The organism is Nocardiopsis tropica (assembly GCF_042660575.1).
In the GTDB taxonomy this organism is placed as follows: domain Bacteria; phylum Actinomycetota; class Actinomycetes; order Streptosporangiales; family Streptosporangiaceae; genus Nocardiopsis; species Nocardiopsis tropica.
The window spans coordinates 388,415-405,051 of record NZ_JBHSUF010000003.1 but is presented as its reverse complement, the minus strand read 5'-3'; the positions used below and the strand labels follow the sequence as shown (position 1 = coordinate 405,051).

Annotated in this window: 13 protein-coding genes; 9 read left to right on the top strand and 4 right to left on the bottom strand. The window is 68.5% G+C overall.

Annotated elements, in window-relative coordinates:
- Positions 1 to 161 precede the first annotated feature (161 nt).
- On the top strand, positions 162 to 728 hold the full coding sequence (locus ACFQBR_RS07355; protein WP_344177848.1) for an NUDIX hydrolase: 567 nt from the start codon (positions 162 to 164) through the stop codon (positions 726 to 728).
- On the opposite strand, the gene ACFQBR_RS07350 is transcribed toward ACFQBR_RS07355, so the two are convergent.
- A complete protein-coding gene (locus ACFQBR_RS07350) occupies positions 693 to 1,973 on the bottom strand; it encodes a helix-turn-helix transcriptional regulator (protein WP_344177845.1) in 1,281 nt (426 codons plus the stop codon). The genes ACFQBR_RS07355 and ACFQBR_RS07350 overlap by 36 nt on opposite strands.
- Positions 1,974 to 2,095: 122 nt before the next feature.
- Between ACFQBR_RS07350 and ACFQBR_RS07345 the strand changes: the two genes are divergently transcribed.
- From ACFQBR_RS07345 to ACFQBR_RS07335, 3 genes are all read left to right on the top strand, one after another.
- Positions 2,096 to 3,247 (top strand): radical SAM protein, encoded by a 1,152-nt coding sequence (locus tag ACFQBR_RS07345; protein WP_344177843.1) that lies wholly within the window; start codon positions 2,096 to 2,098, stop codon positions 3,245 to 3,247.
- Positions 3,244 to 3,777, top strand: a complete 534-nt coding sequence (locus ACFQBR_RS07340; RefSeq protein WP_344177841.1) for a class IV adenylate cyclase — start codon at positions 3,244 to 3,246, stop codon at positions 3,775 to 3,777. Before ACFQBR_RS07345 ends, ACFQBR_RS07340 begins: the two co-directional genes overlap by 4 nt.
- Positions 3,778 to 3,871: 94 nt before the next feature.
- Positions 3,872 to 4,339: an NUDIX hydrolase gene (locus ACFQBR_RS07335; RefSeq protein WP_344177838.1), complete on the top strand. Its 468-nt coding sequence runs from the start codon at positions 3,872 to 3,874 to the stop codon at positions 4,337 to 4,339.
- Between the two features lie 173 nt (positions 4,340 to 4,512).
- Here ACFQBR_RS07335 and ACFQBR_RS07330 read toward each other — a convergent pair whose 3' ends face one another.
- Complete coding sequence (locus tag ACFQBR_RS07330; RefSeq protein ID WP_378552524.1) at positions 4,513 to 4,644, bottom strand: hypothetical protein; 132 nt, start codon at positions 4,642 to 4,644, stop codon at positions 4,513 to 4,515.
- A 202-nt stretch (positions 4,645 to 4,846) separates the two neighbouring features.
- On the opposite strand from ACFQBR_RS07330, the gene ACFQBR_RS07325 reads away from it, so the two are divergent.
- The 4 genes from ACFQBR_RS07325 (at position 4,847) to ACFQBR_RS07310 (ending at position 9,488) form a co-directional block, all read left to right on the top strand.
- Positions 4,847 to 5,098 (top strand): hypothetical protein, encoded by a 252-nt coding sequence (locus tag ACFQBR_RS07325; RefSeq protein WP_344177833.1) that lies wholly within the window; start codon positions 4,847 to 4,849, stop codon positions 5,096 to 5,098.
- Complete coding sequence (locus tag ACFQBR_RS07320) at positions 5,095 to 5,331, top strand: hypothetical protein (protein WP_344177831.1); 237 nt, start codon at positions 5,095 to 5,097, stop codon at positions 5,329 to 5,331. Before ACFQBR_RS07325 ends, ACFQBR_RS07320 begins: the two co-directional genes overlap by 4 nt.
- A gap of 44 nt (positions 5,332 to 5,375) precedes the next feature.
- On the top strand, positions 5,376 to 7,514 hold the full coding sequence (locus ACFQBR_RS07315) for a UvrD-helicase domain-containing protein (RefSeq protein ID WP_344177828.1): 2,139 nt from the start codon (positions 5,376 to 5,378) through the stop codon (positions 7,512 to 7,514).
- Between the two features lie 588 nt (positions 7,515 to 8,102).
- Entirely contained in the window at positions 8,103 to 9,488 is a 1,386-nt protein-coding gene (locus ACFQBR_RS07310; RefSeq protein ID WP_344177826.1) for a hypothetical protein, read from the top strand.
- Positions 9,489 to 9,962: 474 nt separating this feature from the next.
- Here the strand turns inward: ACFQBR_RS07310 and ACFQBR_RS07305 are convergent, their stop codons facing one another.
- The gene (locus ACFQBR_RS07305; protein ID WP_344177824.1) at positions 9,963 to 11,783 is read right to left on the bottom strand and encodes a BCCT family transporter; all 1,821 of its coding nucleotides are present in this window, start codon (positions 11,781 to 11,783) and stop codon (positions 9,963 to 9,965) included.
- Between the two features lie 862 nt (positions 11,784 to 12,645).
- Between ACFQBR_RS07305 and ACFQBR_RS07300 the strand changes: the two genes are divergently transcribed.
- Positions 12,646 to 15,477 carry an AfsR/SARP family transcriptional regulator gene (locus tag ACFQBR_RS07300; protein WP_378552519.1) on the top strand — a complete coding sequence of 944 codons (2,832 nt, stop codon included), beginning with the start codon at positions 12,646 to 12,648 and terminating at the stop codon, positions 15,475 to 15,477.
- A 190-nt stretch (positions 15,478 to 15,667) separates the two neighbouring features.
- On the opposite strand, the gene ACFQBR_RS07295 is transcribed toward ACFQBR_RS07300, so the two are convergent.
- The gene (locus tag ACFQBR_RS07295; protein WP_344177819.1) at positions 15,668 to 16,534 is read right to left on the bottom strand and encodes a JmjC domain-containing protein; all 867 of its coding nucleotides are present in this window, start codon (positions 16,532 to 16,534) and stop codon (positions 15,668 to 15,670) included.
- Positions 16,535 to 16,637: the final 103 nt, after the last annotated feature.

Sequence of the window (16,637 nt, the reverse complement as noted above, 5' to 3'; positions counted from 1 at the left end):
GCACCCACTGGATGGCCGTGCCGGACCAGGGCTCGGCACGGCCATCGCCAAGTCACCCCGCCCCGCTCAGGCCCCGCCCTCTCCAGCCCTCCCTCAGCCGCCCTTCCGTCCTCACCCACGGCACCGTGAGCGGCCACATGTGGCCGCGATAGCGTCGACCCATGGACAGGACGGATGATCGCGAAGGCCGGTGGATCGTGCACGATGAACGCACGATCTATGACAGTAAGTGGGTGACTCTCGGCAAAGCCGACATCACCACACCCTCGGGAAACAGGTTCGAGCACCACACCGTCACCCTGCCTGCGGCGGCCGTGATCGCCGTGCTGGACTCCGCGGAGGAACACCTCCTGATGAGCTTTCGGCACCGGTTCGTCCCGGACGTGTGGGGCTGGGAGCTTCCCGGCGGCCTACTTGATCCCGAGGAGAGCCCCGAGCGGACTGCGGTACGCGAAGCGTTGGAGGAGACCGGTCACCAGGTCGCTTCAGTGGAACGCGTGGCGACGTTCGAGCCGATGATTGGTACCGTCCGCAGCCCCCACCACGTCTTCGTTGGCAGGGGCGCCGAACTCGTCGCGGATCCGACCGAGTTCGATGAGGGCGTTTATGAGTGGGTGCCTCTGGCCAGGGTCCGTGAGCTGATCGCAGCCGGCCAGGTGCAGAGTTCGGGGACGTTCATCGCCCTGTTGCACCTACTCGCCACGCATGGAAGAGCCGTCTCGGAGTAGTCGCGCCAATCTGGTGCGTTGGCGGGCCGAACCTGTGCGGTCGGCCAGGTCAGCGGCCTGCCGGGCCTGCTGGTGAGACTGATCGGTGTCCCCGTGGACGCTGTAGGCCAGGGCCAGATCCGTGCGCAGTGCCGCCTCGGCGCGGCCCAGCCCCTGGTCGGCGATGCCGTCCAACGCGTTGGTCAGGTCCTCGATCGCCTCCGCGTGCCCCAGCCGGGCGAGGCAGTGGCCTCTCCAGCGCAGCAGGTGAGTCTGGTCCAACATGAGAAAAGGCAGTGAGGAGTCCGTCCCACCGGAGGGCAGAAGGCGGAAGGCATGCTCCAACGCTTGCTGGGCCCGGAAATCCTCGCCCATGGCGGCCCGTACCTCTCCCTCAGCGGCCCACAGCCACGCACGCAGCAGCGAGGGCAGTGATCCACCACTGTCACTGCTCACGGCCCTGAGCACCGCGAGCGCCTCGTGCGCTCGTTCGCTGTCCAGCAGCACATAGATCTGTTCAGCGCTCACATGTGCCAGGACCACGAGGTCCTCACTCTCGCGAGCCGCGGACTTGGCGATCTCGTAGTAACGCCAGGACGTCGCCACACGCCCCGCATCCAGCGACTGCCACCCTGTCAGGGACGCCGCCTCGGCCAGAGCCCGGGCGAGGCCGCGCCGTACGGTCCCCGGGATCGAATGGCGCAACAGTTCGTGCATCTGCTGGACATGGGCCTGACTCTGCGCCAGAAGGTAGTGGGCTCCCAGCTTGCGATCGATCAGGCGTAGGTTCTGTGTCTGCTCCTCGAAGAGATGGATGAGGCCCTGGTCGATCGAAGCGACCTCCAGACGCTCTGCCACCTCGTTGTCGGCAGCCGATGATTTCGCTTCAACAGCAGGAGCGATGCCGCCGCCCGCAGTGGAACGCTTCCTTTCCACGAACGGCTGTCTGGGCGCCAGGCCGAACAGGATTCTGGAGGGATCGGGCATGTCGAGTCCATCCGCGATCCGCTCGATCAACTGCAATGAGCTGACCGTTCGCCTTCCGCTCAGGATCTCGCTCACCCGACCTTGAGCGATACCGGTCGCCGACGCGATCCGGGTCTGACTCACACCATGGGCTTGGGCCAGACGCAGCAGACCGGCGATATCGCGCTCACGTAGGACCCGCTGTGTCTCCTTCCGTTCCCAGGATCGGGCCGGGATGGTGATTTTCTCCCAGGAGTAGCCGGGCAAGGCTTCCATCCCTTCGGTAGCCGACGTGGACACGGCCTCGATTATCTCCGAGCGGGATATCCACCAGGAATGGGAGGAGCGGTGCCCGTAACGGGATCGTCGCCTATGACGCACCCTCCCCGCTCCATTACGAGCGCCGTCGCAGGAGCCTGCCCATGGACGTTCCCCTGATTTCCGAGACCCTGCCGACGTACATCGACACCGATACCACCCTGCGGGCGAAGATTCTCGATGCCTGCGGCATGACCTGTACCTTCTGCCACAACGAGGGCACTCCGGTCGTGGTCGACAACCGTAACCGCGGCCCGGGTCCTTTCCTCACCTCCGGTAGCTCCGGGCGGAGGTCCATCTACGCCGCCACCAACGGGGCCACCTTCCTACCCGCCACCATCCCGGCCGACGAAGGCTTCACCCGTGCTCTGAGGCGGCTGGGCGACCATATGGGCTTCACCGAACTCCATCTCACCGGCGGCGAACCCACGCTCCACCCACACCTGCCCGACCTGGTCAGCCTCGCCACCGACCAGGGATTTCGGGTGTGCATGACCTCCAACGGTGAGAACGGCGCCCGACAGATCCCTGCCTGCGCCGACGCCGGTCTCGACCGCGTCAACTTCTCCATCTTCGGCACCACTCCAGACGAGCTCGCCCGAGTCCAGCACGCCCGCTTCCGCGACAGGGCCAAGGCCGCAGCCAAGATCGAGGCCCTGCACGCCTCGATCCAGGCCTGTGTCGACCACGGGATTCAGGCCAGCGCCAACATCGTCGTCCTCGACCACAGCCACACCGACCGCGTACACCGGATCCTGGACACCTACGCCCCCGAACTGTCCGTGCGCCTGCTCAACTCCCTCGACCACGGGCAGGCATCCATCGACGCCATCGACCAGGTCCTGGCCCATCGCGGCGCCGTCGCCGAGGCCCACCACCTCACCGCCGGAGCCTCCGGAGCACGCACCGCCTACCGCATCGACGGCGGGCGACGCCGCATTCACGTCAAGTGGATCCGCCCGGTACGCCTCCCCGTCACCTGCCAGGGGTGCCGGTTCAACAACGACACCGACTGCCAGGAGGGCTTCTACGGCCTTCGCCTGTACCGGGACCGCCACGGGCGCTACCTTGCGGGCGTGTGCCTGCAACGCATGGACCTGTGTCAACCGATCGAGGACTTCCTCAACGGTCCGGTCAGCACCGAGATCCTCCGTTTCCGTCAGGACGACCATGACAGGCTGGTAGCCGTTCACCACGGTCACACCATTCGTCCGAAGACGCCAGCACGTACCAAGGAAGGGAATCCCAACCCATGAGTGAGATCGAGTACGAGGCCAAGGTCCTGGACATCGATGCCGACCAGGTGGCCCGATTGATCCTGGACAAGGGTGGGGTGGAGGTCGGTGAGGCGCTCCAGCGCCGCTACGTCTACGACATCGAGCCCAGCGATGCCTCCCGGTGGGTGCGTCTGCGCGATACCGGCAGCGAGGTGACGCTGACGGTCAAGGAGATCGATTCCGACGCCATCGGTGGTACCCGAGAGACCGAGACGGTCGTTGGTGACTTCGCCACCGCCAACGCGTTGCTGGGCAAGCTGGGCTACGCCCCGAAGGCCTACCAGGAGAACCGCAGGCGCAGCTTCACCCTGGACGGTGCTGAGCTGGAGATCGACTCCTGGCCCCGTATCCCCGCCTACCTGGAGATCGAGGCGGGCAGTCGCGCCGAGGTGGTGCGTATCGCCGCTCTGCTCGGCTATGGCGAGAGCGATCTGACGGGGGAGAACACCACCAAGGTCTATGCCCGATACGGCATTGACCTGGCCGCGATCACGGATCTGCGGTTCTAGGAGCGCTGACGCCAGAGCGCCGTGTGCCCACCGCACGACGGGCACACGGCGTGATCAGTGATGTGCGGACGACAAGCGGAAAAGGGTGATGCCTGTGGCTCGCACCGAGTACTACGACGACCCTGCGGCTCCCGTTCCCAACAGTCTGGTGGTCGCGGCCAGTGCGGCCGTCGTCGACGACGAGGGCCGCTTGCTGTTGCAGCGACGGGTGGACAACGGGCTGTGGGCGATGCCGGGCGGGGCGATGGAGATGACCGAGAGCCTTCCGGAGGCGGCCGTGCGGGAGGTGCGCGAGGAGACCGGCTATGAGGTGGAGGTGACCGGGTTGGTGGGCACCTACACCGACGCCCGGCACATCATCGCCTACAGCGACGGTGAGGTGCGCCGTCAGTTCAACGTGTGTTTCCGGGCCCGGGTGGTCAGCGGTCGCCTGGCAGTGAGCGATGAGTCCCACGAGGTCCGCTGGTTCGGCCCCGAGGAGGTGGCGGGGCTGGAGATGCACCACACCCAGCGACTGCGCGTGGAACACGCGCTGGCCGGGGGCGCTTCCCACGCGGGCTGATCACCGTTGCACGGGGACGCCTCGGGTGGCGTTTTCACGCTGGTTGTCAACGACAGGACCGGGCCCGTTCCCCGGCACTCCTCTACGGAGACCGGTGAGCCTCCTTCGGCCCTCCACCAGCACACACGGAGGGGGCCGCGCACCGGCGGACCCCAGGGTCTTCCACGTGTGGGTCAGTGACGCCCCGACGCGGCGGCCTTCTCCTGGCGGTCGCGCCTCCGGGTGACCACGGCGATGGTCACTGTGGTGGCCAACCCCAGGACGGGCAGGGTGATCCAGATGACCGCCCAGGTGAACTGCCGCATTCCGGCGCTGTCGGCCACGTACGTGGAGGCGAGGCCGAACTCGGTGTTCCTGTTGTCGCAACTGACGTCGTAGGTGCCGCTCTCGGTGACCTCCAGGGTCTGGACCAGATGCCACTTGTTTCGTGCCGGGTGTGATGGAGGTGGTGTGTCCTGCGTTTTTCGGAGTCGGATTTCTGGATCCTGGGACCACGTGATCCCGGGAATGGCACCCGGAGAGCTGGCTGAGGCCGACCGCCACGCGCAGGAACTCATCGACGAGGGCCGTTTCGCCCAGGCCGTAGGCGTCCTCGACGACGTCATCGACCCGGCGTCGGCAGCGCTGGGCAGCGAGTCCGCACAGGTCGTCGAACTGCGCTTGCTGCGCGCCACCGCCCTGGTTCTCAGTGACGACGCCGGACGCGCCCTTCCGGACCACCCGAGCCCTGCACACCGCCGAGGAGGTCCTCACCCGTGATCAGAGCCGTCGGGGGAGAGCGCTCCGACGACGCGCTCGATCTGCGCCAGGCGATCGCCATGTGGCGGCTGCGCTCCGGCGACACCGGGCAGGCGGCGCGTGAACTTCACGCGCTGTACGCTGACCTGCGCGCGCAGTACGGACCCCAGGCCCCCGAGGCACTCCAGGTGGCGGAGATGCTGGACCGGTTGCGCGGACGCGGCACACCGTCGGGACAACCCCCGTCCCCGTGATGTGCCCCCTTCGACCTCCACCCCCGTGGAAGGAGCCCTGACCCATGCCTCAGCTCGCCTTGGGCGACCAGTTCTTCAAGAGCGGTGAGTACGACGAACTCCCCCCGAGCGCTCGGAAGAACGTCCGCCTCGCCATGGAGAAGTTCGGTCTTCTCACCCCCGCTGAGCTCAAAGCGGACAAGGGTCTCAACTTCAAACCGCCGAAGGCACGGCGCAACCGCAATATCTACACGTTCAAGGTGGACAACTTCTACCGGGGCGTTGTCCTGGCCCCCGAGAGCGGCGACAGCTACGTGCTGCTCAAGGTCATGAACCACGATCCGGCCTATGACTGGGCGAACAAACAGGACGCGGGCGTCAACCAGCTCACCGGCGCGCTGGAGGTCTGGGACGCCGAAGGCCTGGAGCGCCTCACCCCCAGTCTGGAGGAGCGCGCGGCTCCCACCGCTCCCGAACAGCGGCTGTTCGCCAAGGTCTCCGACGGGGACCTGAAGGCCCTGGGCATCGAGGACAAGGTGCTGCGGGCGGCGCGTACCGTCGTGGACGCCGACGCACTGGTCGACGTCGTCCCGGTCCTGCCCGAGGACCAGAGCGAGGTACTCCAGTACCTTGCCGCGGGGTTCTCGGTGGCGGAGATCTGGCGCGACGTCGTCGCGCACCGGCCCGCAGGGGGAGTGGACCACGACCTGGACACCGCCATCCGAAACACCCCCACCCGTATCAAGCTGGTCTCCGGGCTGGACGAGCTGGAGGAGATCCTCTCCCAGCCCTTCGCCGTCTGGCGCACCTTCCTGCACCCGGCGCAGCGCAAGGTCGCCTATAAGGCCAGCTACCCGGGCAGTTTCCAGGTCACCGGCGGCCCCGGCACCGGGAAGACGGTGGTGGCCATGCACCGGATCAAACACCTGCTCTCCTACGCCCGCCCCGGCGACCGGCTGCTGTTCACCACCTTCACCAACGCACTCGCCGACGCGCTGGGCGCCGGGGTCGGACAGCTCGTGGATGACCCCCGCCACCTCGACATGCTGGATATCACGACCGTCAATGCCCAGGCCAGCAAGGTTCTCACGGAGGCTGCCGGAGGAAAGTCCCCACACTTCATCACGGACGCCAAGGAGTTGGAGCGCTGGCGGACCGTCGCCGAGCTGCTGGAGCTGGACTGGACCGCCGAGTTCCTGGCCCAGGAGTACCGCCACGTCCTCCTGGCGCAGCGTCTGGACACCCTGGAGGAGTACCAGAAGGCCGCGCGCGGCGGCCGGGGCCGTCCGCTGAGCGCCTCCCAGAGGCAGACGGTGTGGCGGGCGGTCACCGCGTTCACCGAAGCCCTGGACGCCGACGGGGTACAGACCCACTTGCGCGGCTGCGACCTGGCCGCCCGGATCCTGGAGGAGAAGGGGCCGCTGTACCGGCACGTGGTCGTGGACGAGGCCCAGGACCTGCACCCGGCGCAGTGGCGGCTGCTGCGCGCCGCCGTGGCCCCCAAGCCCGATGACCTGTTCATCGCGGGCGACCCCCACCAGCGCATCTACGACGCTAAGGTCTCCCTCAAAACCCTCGGTGTCAACGTGGTGGGTCGTTCCCAGCGGCTGCGCCGCAACTACCGCAGCACTCAGCAGATCCTCTCCTGGTCGAGTCCGCTGTTGAACGGGGAGAAGGTGGAGGCCCTGGCTGACGGCGGCACCGAGTCCCTCGCCGGATACCGCTCGGCGCTCCAGGGGCCCAGGCCCACCACGCACGCCGCCACCGGTCTGGAGGACGAGTTGGACGTCCTGGTGGCCAAGGTTCGGGAGTGGCTCGACTCCGGGACCGAACCGTCCTCGGTGGCGGTCGCCGTCCGGTTCAAGTGGATGGGCAAGAGGGCGGTCTCCGTGCTCACCGCCGCCGGGATCGAGGCGCGCGAGCTGCGCGGTGCCGGCGACGACACCCCGGGCGTGCGTGTGGGCACGATGCACTCGCTCAAGGGACTGGAGTTCCGGTGCGTCGCGGCGGTGGCGGTCACCGACAGGGCGGTGCCCAACCCCAAGGCGATCACCCCGGAGGAGGTGGACTCGCTGCAGCACAGGACGGACCTGATGGCGGAGCGGTGCCTGCTCTTCGTGGTCTGCACCAGGGCCCGGGACCACCTCCACGTCTCATGGCATGGAAAGCCGAGCCCCTTCCTGGTAGAGGCCGGTATCGCCTGAGCCGATGAAGAGGAAATGAACCGACCCCCGCCCTCTCCCCGGAGTCATCTTGGTTCTCCCGGATGACTTCGGGTGAGGGCTCGCCGGGGGAAGAGGCAGCTTGTTCGCAGGAAAGTCCGGGCAGCGGCGCCCGGTGGTGCGCGCTCGGACAGTGGGGGATGAGCACCGGCCAGTGGTCGGACCGGCCGTGTGCGGACCTGAGGAAGCCGGGGTGCATTCTGGCACTGGTGGCGGGCCGATCGACCACCCCGCTCGGGCGGCCGCCGTTCCGAGTGCTCCAGCGACCATGCCCGCGCCTTCGAGCTCCAGGCCCTGAAACCGCACCTGGTGCGCTGGTTCGGAGAGAGCACCCAGTCCTGCTGGGTCGCCACCCCCACCGGCCTCACCGAGGACCCCACCCCGGTGCCCTGCTTCTTCTCCTCGATCCCGCCCCTGCAGACGCTCTTCCCCGACCAGCGACCAGACCGATTCGGGGGTGGACCAGGCCGTCGGTTCACCCCCGAACCGGTGTGGCCCATCTGCGTGCGGGAGACAGCCGTGGGACCTCACGGAAAGAGTCTTCTCGTGCGTGTGGATAGGGTTCTGCGAGTGATCTATGTTTTCACCCTTGATTCGACCACTCGCCGTGGCATCAGCAAGAACATCGACATGCACGGGTATTTCACGCATGTGCTTCCCCCAGGGCTCCCCGACCCCTACCCCAAGGGGAACATCGCTCTTCTGTTCGTTCGCTACGACAAAGAGGAGAGAGGCATTCTTCCCGGCGTCTACCTGGAGAAACTGGGCGTCGTCCTCAACCCGAGGGGCGAGAAGGTCGCCACGGTCGGGAAGCGCATCAAGATCGACCTCCTGCGATCCATCGGGGGGCTCCTACCGTTGGACACCCTGGTACAGAGGCTCGATTTCGACCTCGCGGCCCGGTTGCGGGTGGCCACGGAGTCGGGTGTCTACCCCATGGCAAAGGAGGAGGGGGAACTCGTGCTCTCCGCTCTGCGGAGCACGTCCGACTGGTTGAGTGACCTCCTCACTTACTTGGATGACGTCCTAGATCGCGACCACTTGGACGAAGGACATCCCGGGGACGCGTTCCGGCTGGAGGAGCGGGACGCCCTCCGAGTCGCCGCGCGCATCGGAGGGTTTTCCAGTGCGTCCCTGGAGGTCTGGAAACGGCCCAGTGACGCTGGCGCTCCCTACCTCGCAGGCCTTATCCGCGAACCGACCGAACAGGCCCTTATCGAACAGGATGTACACCCGCTCGTGGACTGGGCCGCCGACCTCGGACAGCGTCGTCGCTCCGACATCGACGTGCTCACCGATGGCGACCGCCGACTGGAGATCGCGAACGTCAACGCCACCTCTGTGGAGGCGAGGCTGGGGACGGACCTGATCTACTACCACCACAACACGCGGAGCTTCGTCTTCGTCCAGTACAAGCGTCTCCCCCTTGGCGAGAAGCACATCTGGGTCGACAAGCGACTGAGATGCCAGCTAGACAAGTTGGAGCGGGTCGCCGCTCTCAGTGCCCAACCCGTCTCTTCCGAGGACTGGCGTCTGAGCAGCGACCCCTGTTTCGTTAAACTCGCCCAGTGGACACCCGATGACGACAGCCTGAGCATGGCCCCTACCAGGGGCCTGTACCTGCCGATCTCTTATGTGCGCCTGCTCTTGGCCGACCCCCGTACCCACGGCCCCCGAGGCGGTGTGCGTCTCGGGTACGACACCGTGACCCGCTACCTGGCCAACACGGAGTTCATCGAGCTGGTCAAGACCGGTCTGGTGGGCACCGTGGGAACCACCGTGGAGGCCCTCGACAAACTGGTTACCGAAAGGGTGGCCGAGGGGCGCGGCGTCGTCGTCACGGTGGAAAGGAGCAAAGAGACCGCAGCCGATCGCCAGGCACGCAACCGCTCACGAGGAGGACGCCGTAAACGGAGTACCTCCCCGCCCAAGCACAGGACAGAGCCCTTGTTCTGACGGAGCGAGCCCGGCATGGGGAGGTGTCGGTTCGGGGTCGTCGCATCGGTGATCCTCTTCTCGGTTCCCGTTCGTAGGGAACGCATTACGGAAACGGTCTGCGGGTACGAGCCGTGCGGTTCAGGAACGATACCGGTGGGATTCCCGCAGGCTCGTGGCATGCCGTCCCACAGGCACGTCCACCACAACGGGCTGCCTCCTCTCCGTGTCGTATCTGAAGAGGGCTTGACGACGTGGAAATCAGCGACGCCCGGGCGCGGAAGGCCGCGGCCCCCGTGGAGGGACGGCGGCGCCTTGCCCGGGTGTGAGGAGCGGGTCAAGGACGCAAGGAAAGCGTCTGGCAGCAGTTCTGGGTGGATCCCGATCGGATACCCGAACTACGCGAGACGGTCGAGGCCCTGCCATCCTCGCTGCTCGTGAACGCGGCGGGGACGGCACCTCACACCCGGCACGGGAGGGCCTCCGGGACCCCGCCTACTCGGGCTCCTCCCGGTCCTGGCGGTCGGACCGCGGCGGCCGGGTGGTCCGTTTCGGCCGGCGGCCGGGGAGCTTCGCCGAACCGGTGCGTGCCGGCAGTGTGCCGGGCGTCCCGGTCGGATGGTCCTGGTCGACGTAGGGGTCGCGCAGCACGGGCGGCTCATCGACGGCTTCGGGCTCGACGACGGTCTCCGAGGTGTCGTGCTCGTCCTCGTCCTGGCGGCGTTCGTACTCCTCGGGGGGCAGGACCTTCTTCCAGGTGCGTGTCCGCATCGCGGGCAGCTCTCCGGCGTCCTCACGCAGGGCCCGGTGCATCGCGTACATCTGGAAGTAGCCCATCACGAAGAACGGGAGGCCGACGAGGACGATGATCTTCTCGAGCGCCTCCAGGCCGCCGGACCCGGAGAACACCAGCAGGGTGGCGGTCACCACGGCGATGGCGACGGCCCAGAAGATGCGCTGGCCCAGCGGGTTGAAGTCCTCGTGGCCGTTGGCCATCGTGTCCGTCACCAGTGCCGCGGAGTCCACCGAGGTGATGAAGAAGACCACCACCAGGATGATGGCGATGACCGAGAGGAGCGTCGGGGCCGGGTAGTGCTCCAGGAACGCGAACAGCGCCCCGGGGACGTCCCCCTGGTCCACGACGCTCTCGACCAGGCCGCCCCCGCGGTTGAGCTCGATGTCGAAGGCGGAGAACCCGAAGACGCCGAACCACAGCACCGAGAAGCCGGCCGGAACGAGCAGCACCCCGGAGACGAACTGGCGGATGGTGCGGCCCTTGGAGATCCGGGCGATGAAGATTCCCACGAACGGCGACCAGCTGATCGTCCAGGCCCAGTAGAACACCGTCCACTCGGTCTGCCATCCGGTGTTGGCGAAGGTGTCGTTCCACAGGGCCAACTCGGGCAGGTTCATCACGTAACGGCCCAGCGACTCGATGGTGCCCCGGAGCACGAACAGGGTGGAACCCGTGAACAGGATGAACACCAGCACGCCCACGGCCAGCCAGATGTTCACGTTGGACAGGACCTTGATACCGCGGTCCAGGCCCAACGCGACGGAGATCATCGCGACCCCGCCGACGACGCCGATGATGACCAGTTGCCAGACGGCGCTCTCCGGGACGCCCAGCACGCGGTGGATCCCGCTGTTGATCTGCAGGGCGCCCAGGCCGAGGGAGACCGCGACGCCGAAGACCGTGCCGACGATGGAGACGACGTCGATGAAGACGCCGATGGGACCGTGGATCCGCTCGCCGAGAATCGGCTGGAAGATCGAGCTGACACGCGGCGGCAGATTCCGCTTGTGGATGAAGTAGGCGAAGCACAGGGCCGGCAGGGTGAAGATCGTCCAGGTGTGCAGGGTGAAATGGTAGAACGTGAAGTTCATCGCGTCCGAGGCGGCTTCTGCCGTTCCCGGTTCGATACCCAGAGAGGGGCCCCGGGGCGGATCGCCGAAATGGCTGATGGGTTCGGCCACCCCCCAGAACATCAGGATGCTACCGATGCCCGCGGCGAAGAGCATGGCGAACCAGGCCGGTCCGGAGTGCTCGGGAACCTCGTCGTGGGGGCCCAGTTTCACCCGCCCGAATCTGCCGAGGGCGATATAGATCAGAAAAACGAGGAACAGGGTGAGACCGAGGATGTAGAACCAGCCCAGGTTGGTGTACAGCCACTCCGAGGCGACGGTGACGGCTGCGTCCAGCGGGTCGGTGAAGATGATCGTGACGAGCACGAACGCGATGATCACACCGGCCGAGCCGAAGAAAATCGGCGGCGAGGTCCGCAACCGTAGGACGTCGTGCAAACGGGTCAGCATGTGATCCTTTCTTTGAACCAAGGCTTGTATCGAAGCCGGATGTGTCTCCTACCCCGCCTGAGCGTTGTTCGGCATGTCCGAGCCCGAAAATAGGGAGGTCTCCGACACAGGGGTTCATCGACCGAGAAGAACCGGAACGTCCGGAGATCTGTGCACACCCTAACGACGACGGTGCTGCCAGGGTCGCCCGACGCGCAGTGGCGTGTACGCGCTGTTGCGTCGACCGAGGCGCAGGGACACCCGGCTTCTGGTGCCGTGTCCGGGGTGTCGGGGCGGTGCCGGCGTGCGGCCGCGAGCACCTCGCCCGACCGCATGAACGTGTCGGTGGTCCGGTTGTCCCGACGGGGACGCACGGCCGCCGCGGGATCACGCGGGGAGGCGGAAGCACGAACCCGGAACCTGACGACGCCTCCGCCTCCGACCGGCTCGGACAAGCAAGCGGGGTATTCGGCACGGAAGACCCGCACGAGAACTTCGCTCTGCGCGACGGGATTTCGGGCGCGGGCCACCGGACGGCGGCAAGCCCGCCGGCAGCGGGGTCGATATCCGCGCGCAGGTGGTGCGGTCGTCCCGGGGGGACGGCCATATCCTCCCCGAAGAGAACGGCCGGTCATCGGATCAAAGGACACGTGGAGTTGTTCTCACCGTGACCCTTTCTATCGGTTGAGTCATGGCCGCGGCGGTCCGCCTGTTCGCCGGGAACCACGATCAACCCCCGCCGGGAAATCCGTGGAAAAAGTGCCTTCCGCAAAGGGTTTTGGAACGTTCTTCCGGGAGTACACTCCTGGGGTCCAAGGTACTGCTGTGCTCCCGCGTACCACGGGTATGGGTCGTCCCCTTTCGTTCCAATCCGGGAGTGGCGTTGACGGTCGAGATCTCTGTACTCGGCGACATCGAGATGCGGATCGACGGGCGCCCCGTCGATCTCGGGCACATGAGGCGGCAGTTCGTGTTCGTCGGGCTGCTGGTCGACGCCGGCCGCCTGGTCACGGTCGACCAGCTCATCGACCGGGTCTGGGGCCCGCGCCCTCCCGACGGGGCCCGCTCCTCGCTGTACAGCTACGTCTCCCGGCTCCGTTCCGCCCTGGGCGCGGTCGACGGGATCACGGTCGATCGGCGGCCCGGCGGCTACATCCTCAAACTCGACGACGATGCGAATTCTGTAATCGACCTGTACCGTTTCCGTGAGATTGTCGCGAGGGCGCGGAATTCGGCGAACGGCGAATCCGCCCTGGCCCTGTTCGAGGAGGCGCTGCGCCTTTGGCGGGCCGACGCGTTCGGGAGCCTGGACAGTACGTGGGTCAACGAGTTACGGGAAAGGCTCCGGCTCGAACGCTTCCGGACCGAATTGGACCGCAACGACCTGCTCCTCCGTCACGGACGGCAGTCCGAACTCCTGGGCGACCTCTCCGACCTCGCACAGCGGCACCCGCTCGACGAGCGCCTGGTCGGCCAGCTCATGCTCACCCTGTACCGGGAGGGGCGCGCCGCGCAGGCGCTGGAACACTACGAGCGCATCAGGAGGATGCTCTCCGAGGCGATGGGGACCGACCCCGGCGCGGAGCTCAGGGAACTGCACCGCAAGATCCTGCACGCGGACCCGGCCCTGGACGCGCACGACGTGTCGGAGGCGTCCGCGCCGGACCCCGGCGCACGGCCGGCTCCGGCGCCCCCGCCCCTGCCCATGCAGCTGCCGCCGCCTCCGCCGCTGCTGGCCGGGCGCCGGAGGGAGATGGCCTTCCTCGACGACACCCAGGCCCCCGGGGCGCTGCCGGTCACCGTGGTCTGCGGTCTCGGCGGGGTCGGCAAGACCTCGCTGGCGCTGCGCTGGGCGCACGACAACCTCGACCGCTTCCCCGACGGCCAGCTGTACGTGAACCTGCACGGCTTCGCCCCGAGCGCGCCCGCCACGAAACCGCAGACCGCCGTCCACGACTTCCTCACGGCCCTCGGGGTGGACCAGCAGGCCGTCCCGTCCAGCGCCGAGGCGCGGTTCGGCCTCTACCGCAGCATCGTCGCCCACAAACGGATGCTGATCCTGCTGGACAACGCGCGCGACGCCGAACAGGTCCGCCCCCTGATCCCCGGGTCGGCCTCCTGCACCGTCGTGGTCACCAGCCGCGAGCGGCTCAGCGGCCTGCTCACCACCGGCGGCGTCCGCGTCGTCGCCCTCGACCCGCTCACCTCCGCCGAGGCGCGCCAACTGCTGACGGCCCGTGTCGGGGAGCGCCGGGTGGCCAGGGAACCGGAGGCGGTGGACACCATCGTCGCCGGCTGCGGACGGCTGCCCCTCGCCCTGGCCATCACCGCCGCCCACGCCGCCGGCAGCCCCCACCTGCCGCTCGCCGAACTCGCGTCCGAGCTGGGGGAGGCCGAGAGCACGCTCGACGCCCTGGACACTGGCGATTTCGACACGTCCCTGCGCAGCGTCCTCGACGCCTCCTACCGGGCCCTCCCCGAACCCGCGGCCCGGCTGCTGGGCCTGCTCAGCGCGGCGCCGGCGCAGGACATGGGGGTCCCGGCCGCGGCGGCGCTCGCCGGGCTCACACGCGCCCGGACCCGGCAACTGCTGCGCACCCTGGGGTCGGCCCATCTCGTCGAGCAGCCGATGCCCGGGCGCTACCAGCTCCACGACCTCGTCCGCCTCCACGGCAGGGAGCGGACCGAGCGGGACCGGTCCGAGGAGGAACGCCGCGAGGGCCTGTCCGCGCTGGTCGACTTCTTCGTCCGCACCGCGGCTCTGGGGAAGCACCTGCTGGCGCCCCAGGAGATCCTGTCGGACGCGGTCGTGGAGCCGACCGGGGAGCGCGCACGCGCCTACGAGCTCACGGGGGAGGCCGACGCACTGGCGTGGTTCACCACCGAGCGCTCCCTGCTGCCCGCCGTCATGCGCCTCGCACAGGACCTCGGCCTCCACCGCGAGGTGTGGCGGCTCGCATGGGACACGCACACCTTCCTGCGGCGCTGGGGGGACGTCGACGACTTCGTCGGCAACAGGCGTGTCGGCCTGGACGCGGCGACCAGGGTCGAGGGGCCGGACGCCCCGACCCTGCGGGCGATGGCCCACCGGGGCCTGGCGACCGCCCTCATCCAGGCGGATCACCGGGGGGAGGAGCCCCTGGAGCACCTCGCGCGGGCGGTCGCCCAGTTCGAGGAGTCCGGGGACCTGCTCAACCAGGCCCACACGCACCAGATCTACACACGCTTCGGGCTGCACATCCGCGACGAGGAGATGGCACTGGAGAACGCGGCACGCTCCCTGGAGCTCTACCGCCGTGTCGGCAACGCCACGTGGGAGACCAGCGCGCTCAACAACCTGGGCTGGACCCTGGCCCAGTTCGGCCATTACGAGAGCGCCCGGTCCCACTGCCAGGACGCGCTCAAGGCCAGCCGCGACCTCGGCTACAAGGTGGGGGAGGCGGCCTGCCTGGACAGCCTGGGCTACATCGCCACCCGGGCGGGCCGCCACGAAGAAGCCGTCGAGCACTACCACGAATCCCTTCCGGTGCACCGCGTCCTGCGGGACTCCTACGAGGAGGCGAACACCCTCAGCGGCCTGGCGAAGGCGCACCTGGCCCTCGGCGAGCCTGGCCCCGCACGCGAGGCATGGACACAGGCGCTGAAGCTCTACCGCGAACAGCACCGCACGGAACAGGTGCTGGAGATCGAGGAGAGGCTCCGCGAGCTGCGGTGATCCTCCCGGGCCGCCCGTTCCCGTGCCCGGGGCGCGGAACTCCCGAGCTCCCGCTGCGGGCCCGGTCCCCTTGCCGGACGCGGGGCGGACCGGCAGGGGCCCGCCCCTCACTTCGCGGCGGAGGGGACCGGCGCCGGGCCGCGGGTCCGTCCCCCCGCGGCCCTGCGCGCCGCCGCCCCCGGAGGCGCGGTCAGTCGGCCGGGGACCGCAGCGCCTCGCGCAGCCGGTCGACGGCCTCGGCCGCCAGGTCCTCGGCGGAGCGTCCGGTGTGGTCGAGGGGCAGGAGCTCCCGCAGGGGCTCCGGCGTCCCCCCGAGCCTGATGTACGACTGGAGGACGTCCCTCCACGTCCGGGGTCTGATCGCGAACGACACGTGCAGCGACGGCTCGTCCGTCGCGGCCCCGGCGTGCGGATGGCCGCGGGGGATGTAGAGGGTCTGCCCCGGCCGCAGGACCGTCTCCAGCACGGGGTCGAACTCGGGCCGGGCGTCGCCGCAGGGCGTGGCCGGCCACCGCTCGGAGGGGTCGCCGACCGACCAGACCTTGGATCCGTGGACCTGGCACAGGAGGCCGCTGGCCAGGTCGTAGTGGGGGCGCGCACCCGAGTTCCCCGCGGGGGTCAGGAAGGCCGCGCAGTAGATCCCGAACCCCAGGTCCTCCTCGAGGCCGGAGGCCAGCGCGCCCACCTCGGGCACGAGCAGGCGCACCTCCTCGAAGATGATCGTCGCGCCGTCCTCGTAGGCCCTCAGCAGGGCCGCACCGTCCGCGAAGGGCTCCCGGCCGGGGCCGGGGCGCTCACGGGCCGCGGAGTACTCCTGCTGCGGTACCGGCGCGCCGTCCCGGAGCAGCCGGAAGCACGAGACGGGAAGGCCCGGGGTCCCCAGCAGGGAGAAGGCCCTGTCCAGGGGGAAGGCCCGCGCCACGTCCGCGGACGCCTCCGCGACCGCGGGTGCGCGTTCCCAGTGTTCGAGGAAGGCGTCGGTGTCACCGACCAGGCGGCCCAGGGTGGCGCCGTGGCCCCTGAGCTCCTGCCGATCGGTGGTCGTCGTGGGTGTCATGCGGTTCTCCAGTGGAAGGGTCGGACGAGCCCCGGCGTCGACCTCGGCGGGTCGTCGGGCGCGGGGGTCGTGGTTCGCCGGTAACGGAGGGGGCGGGGGATCC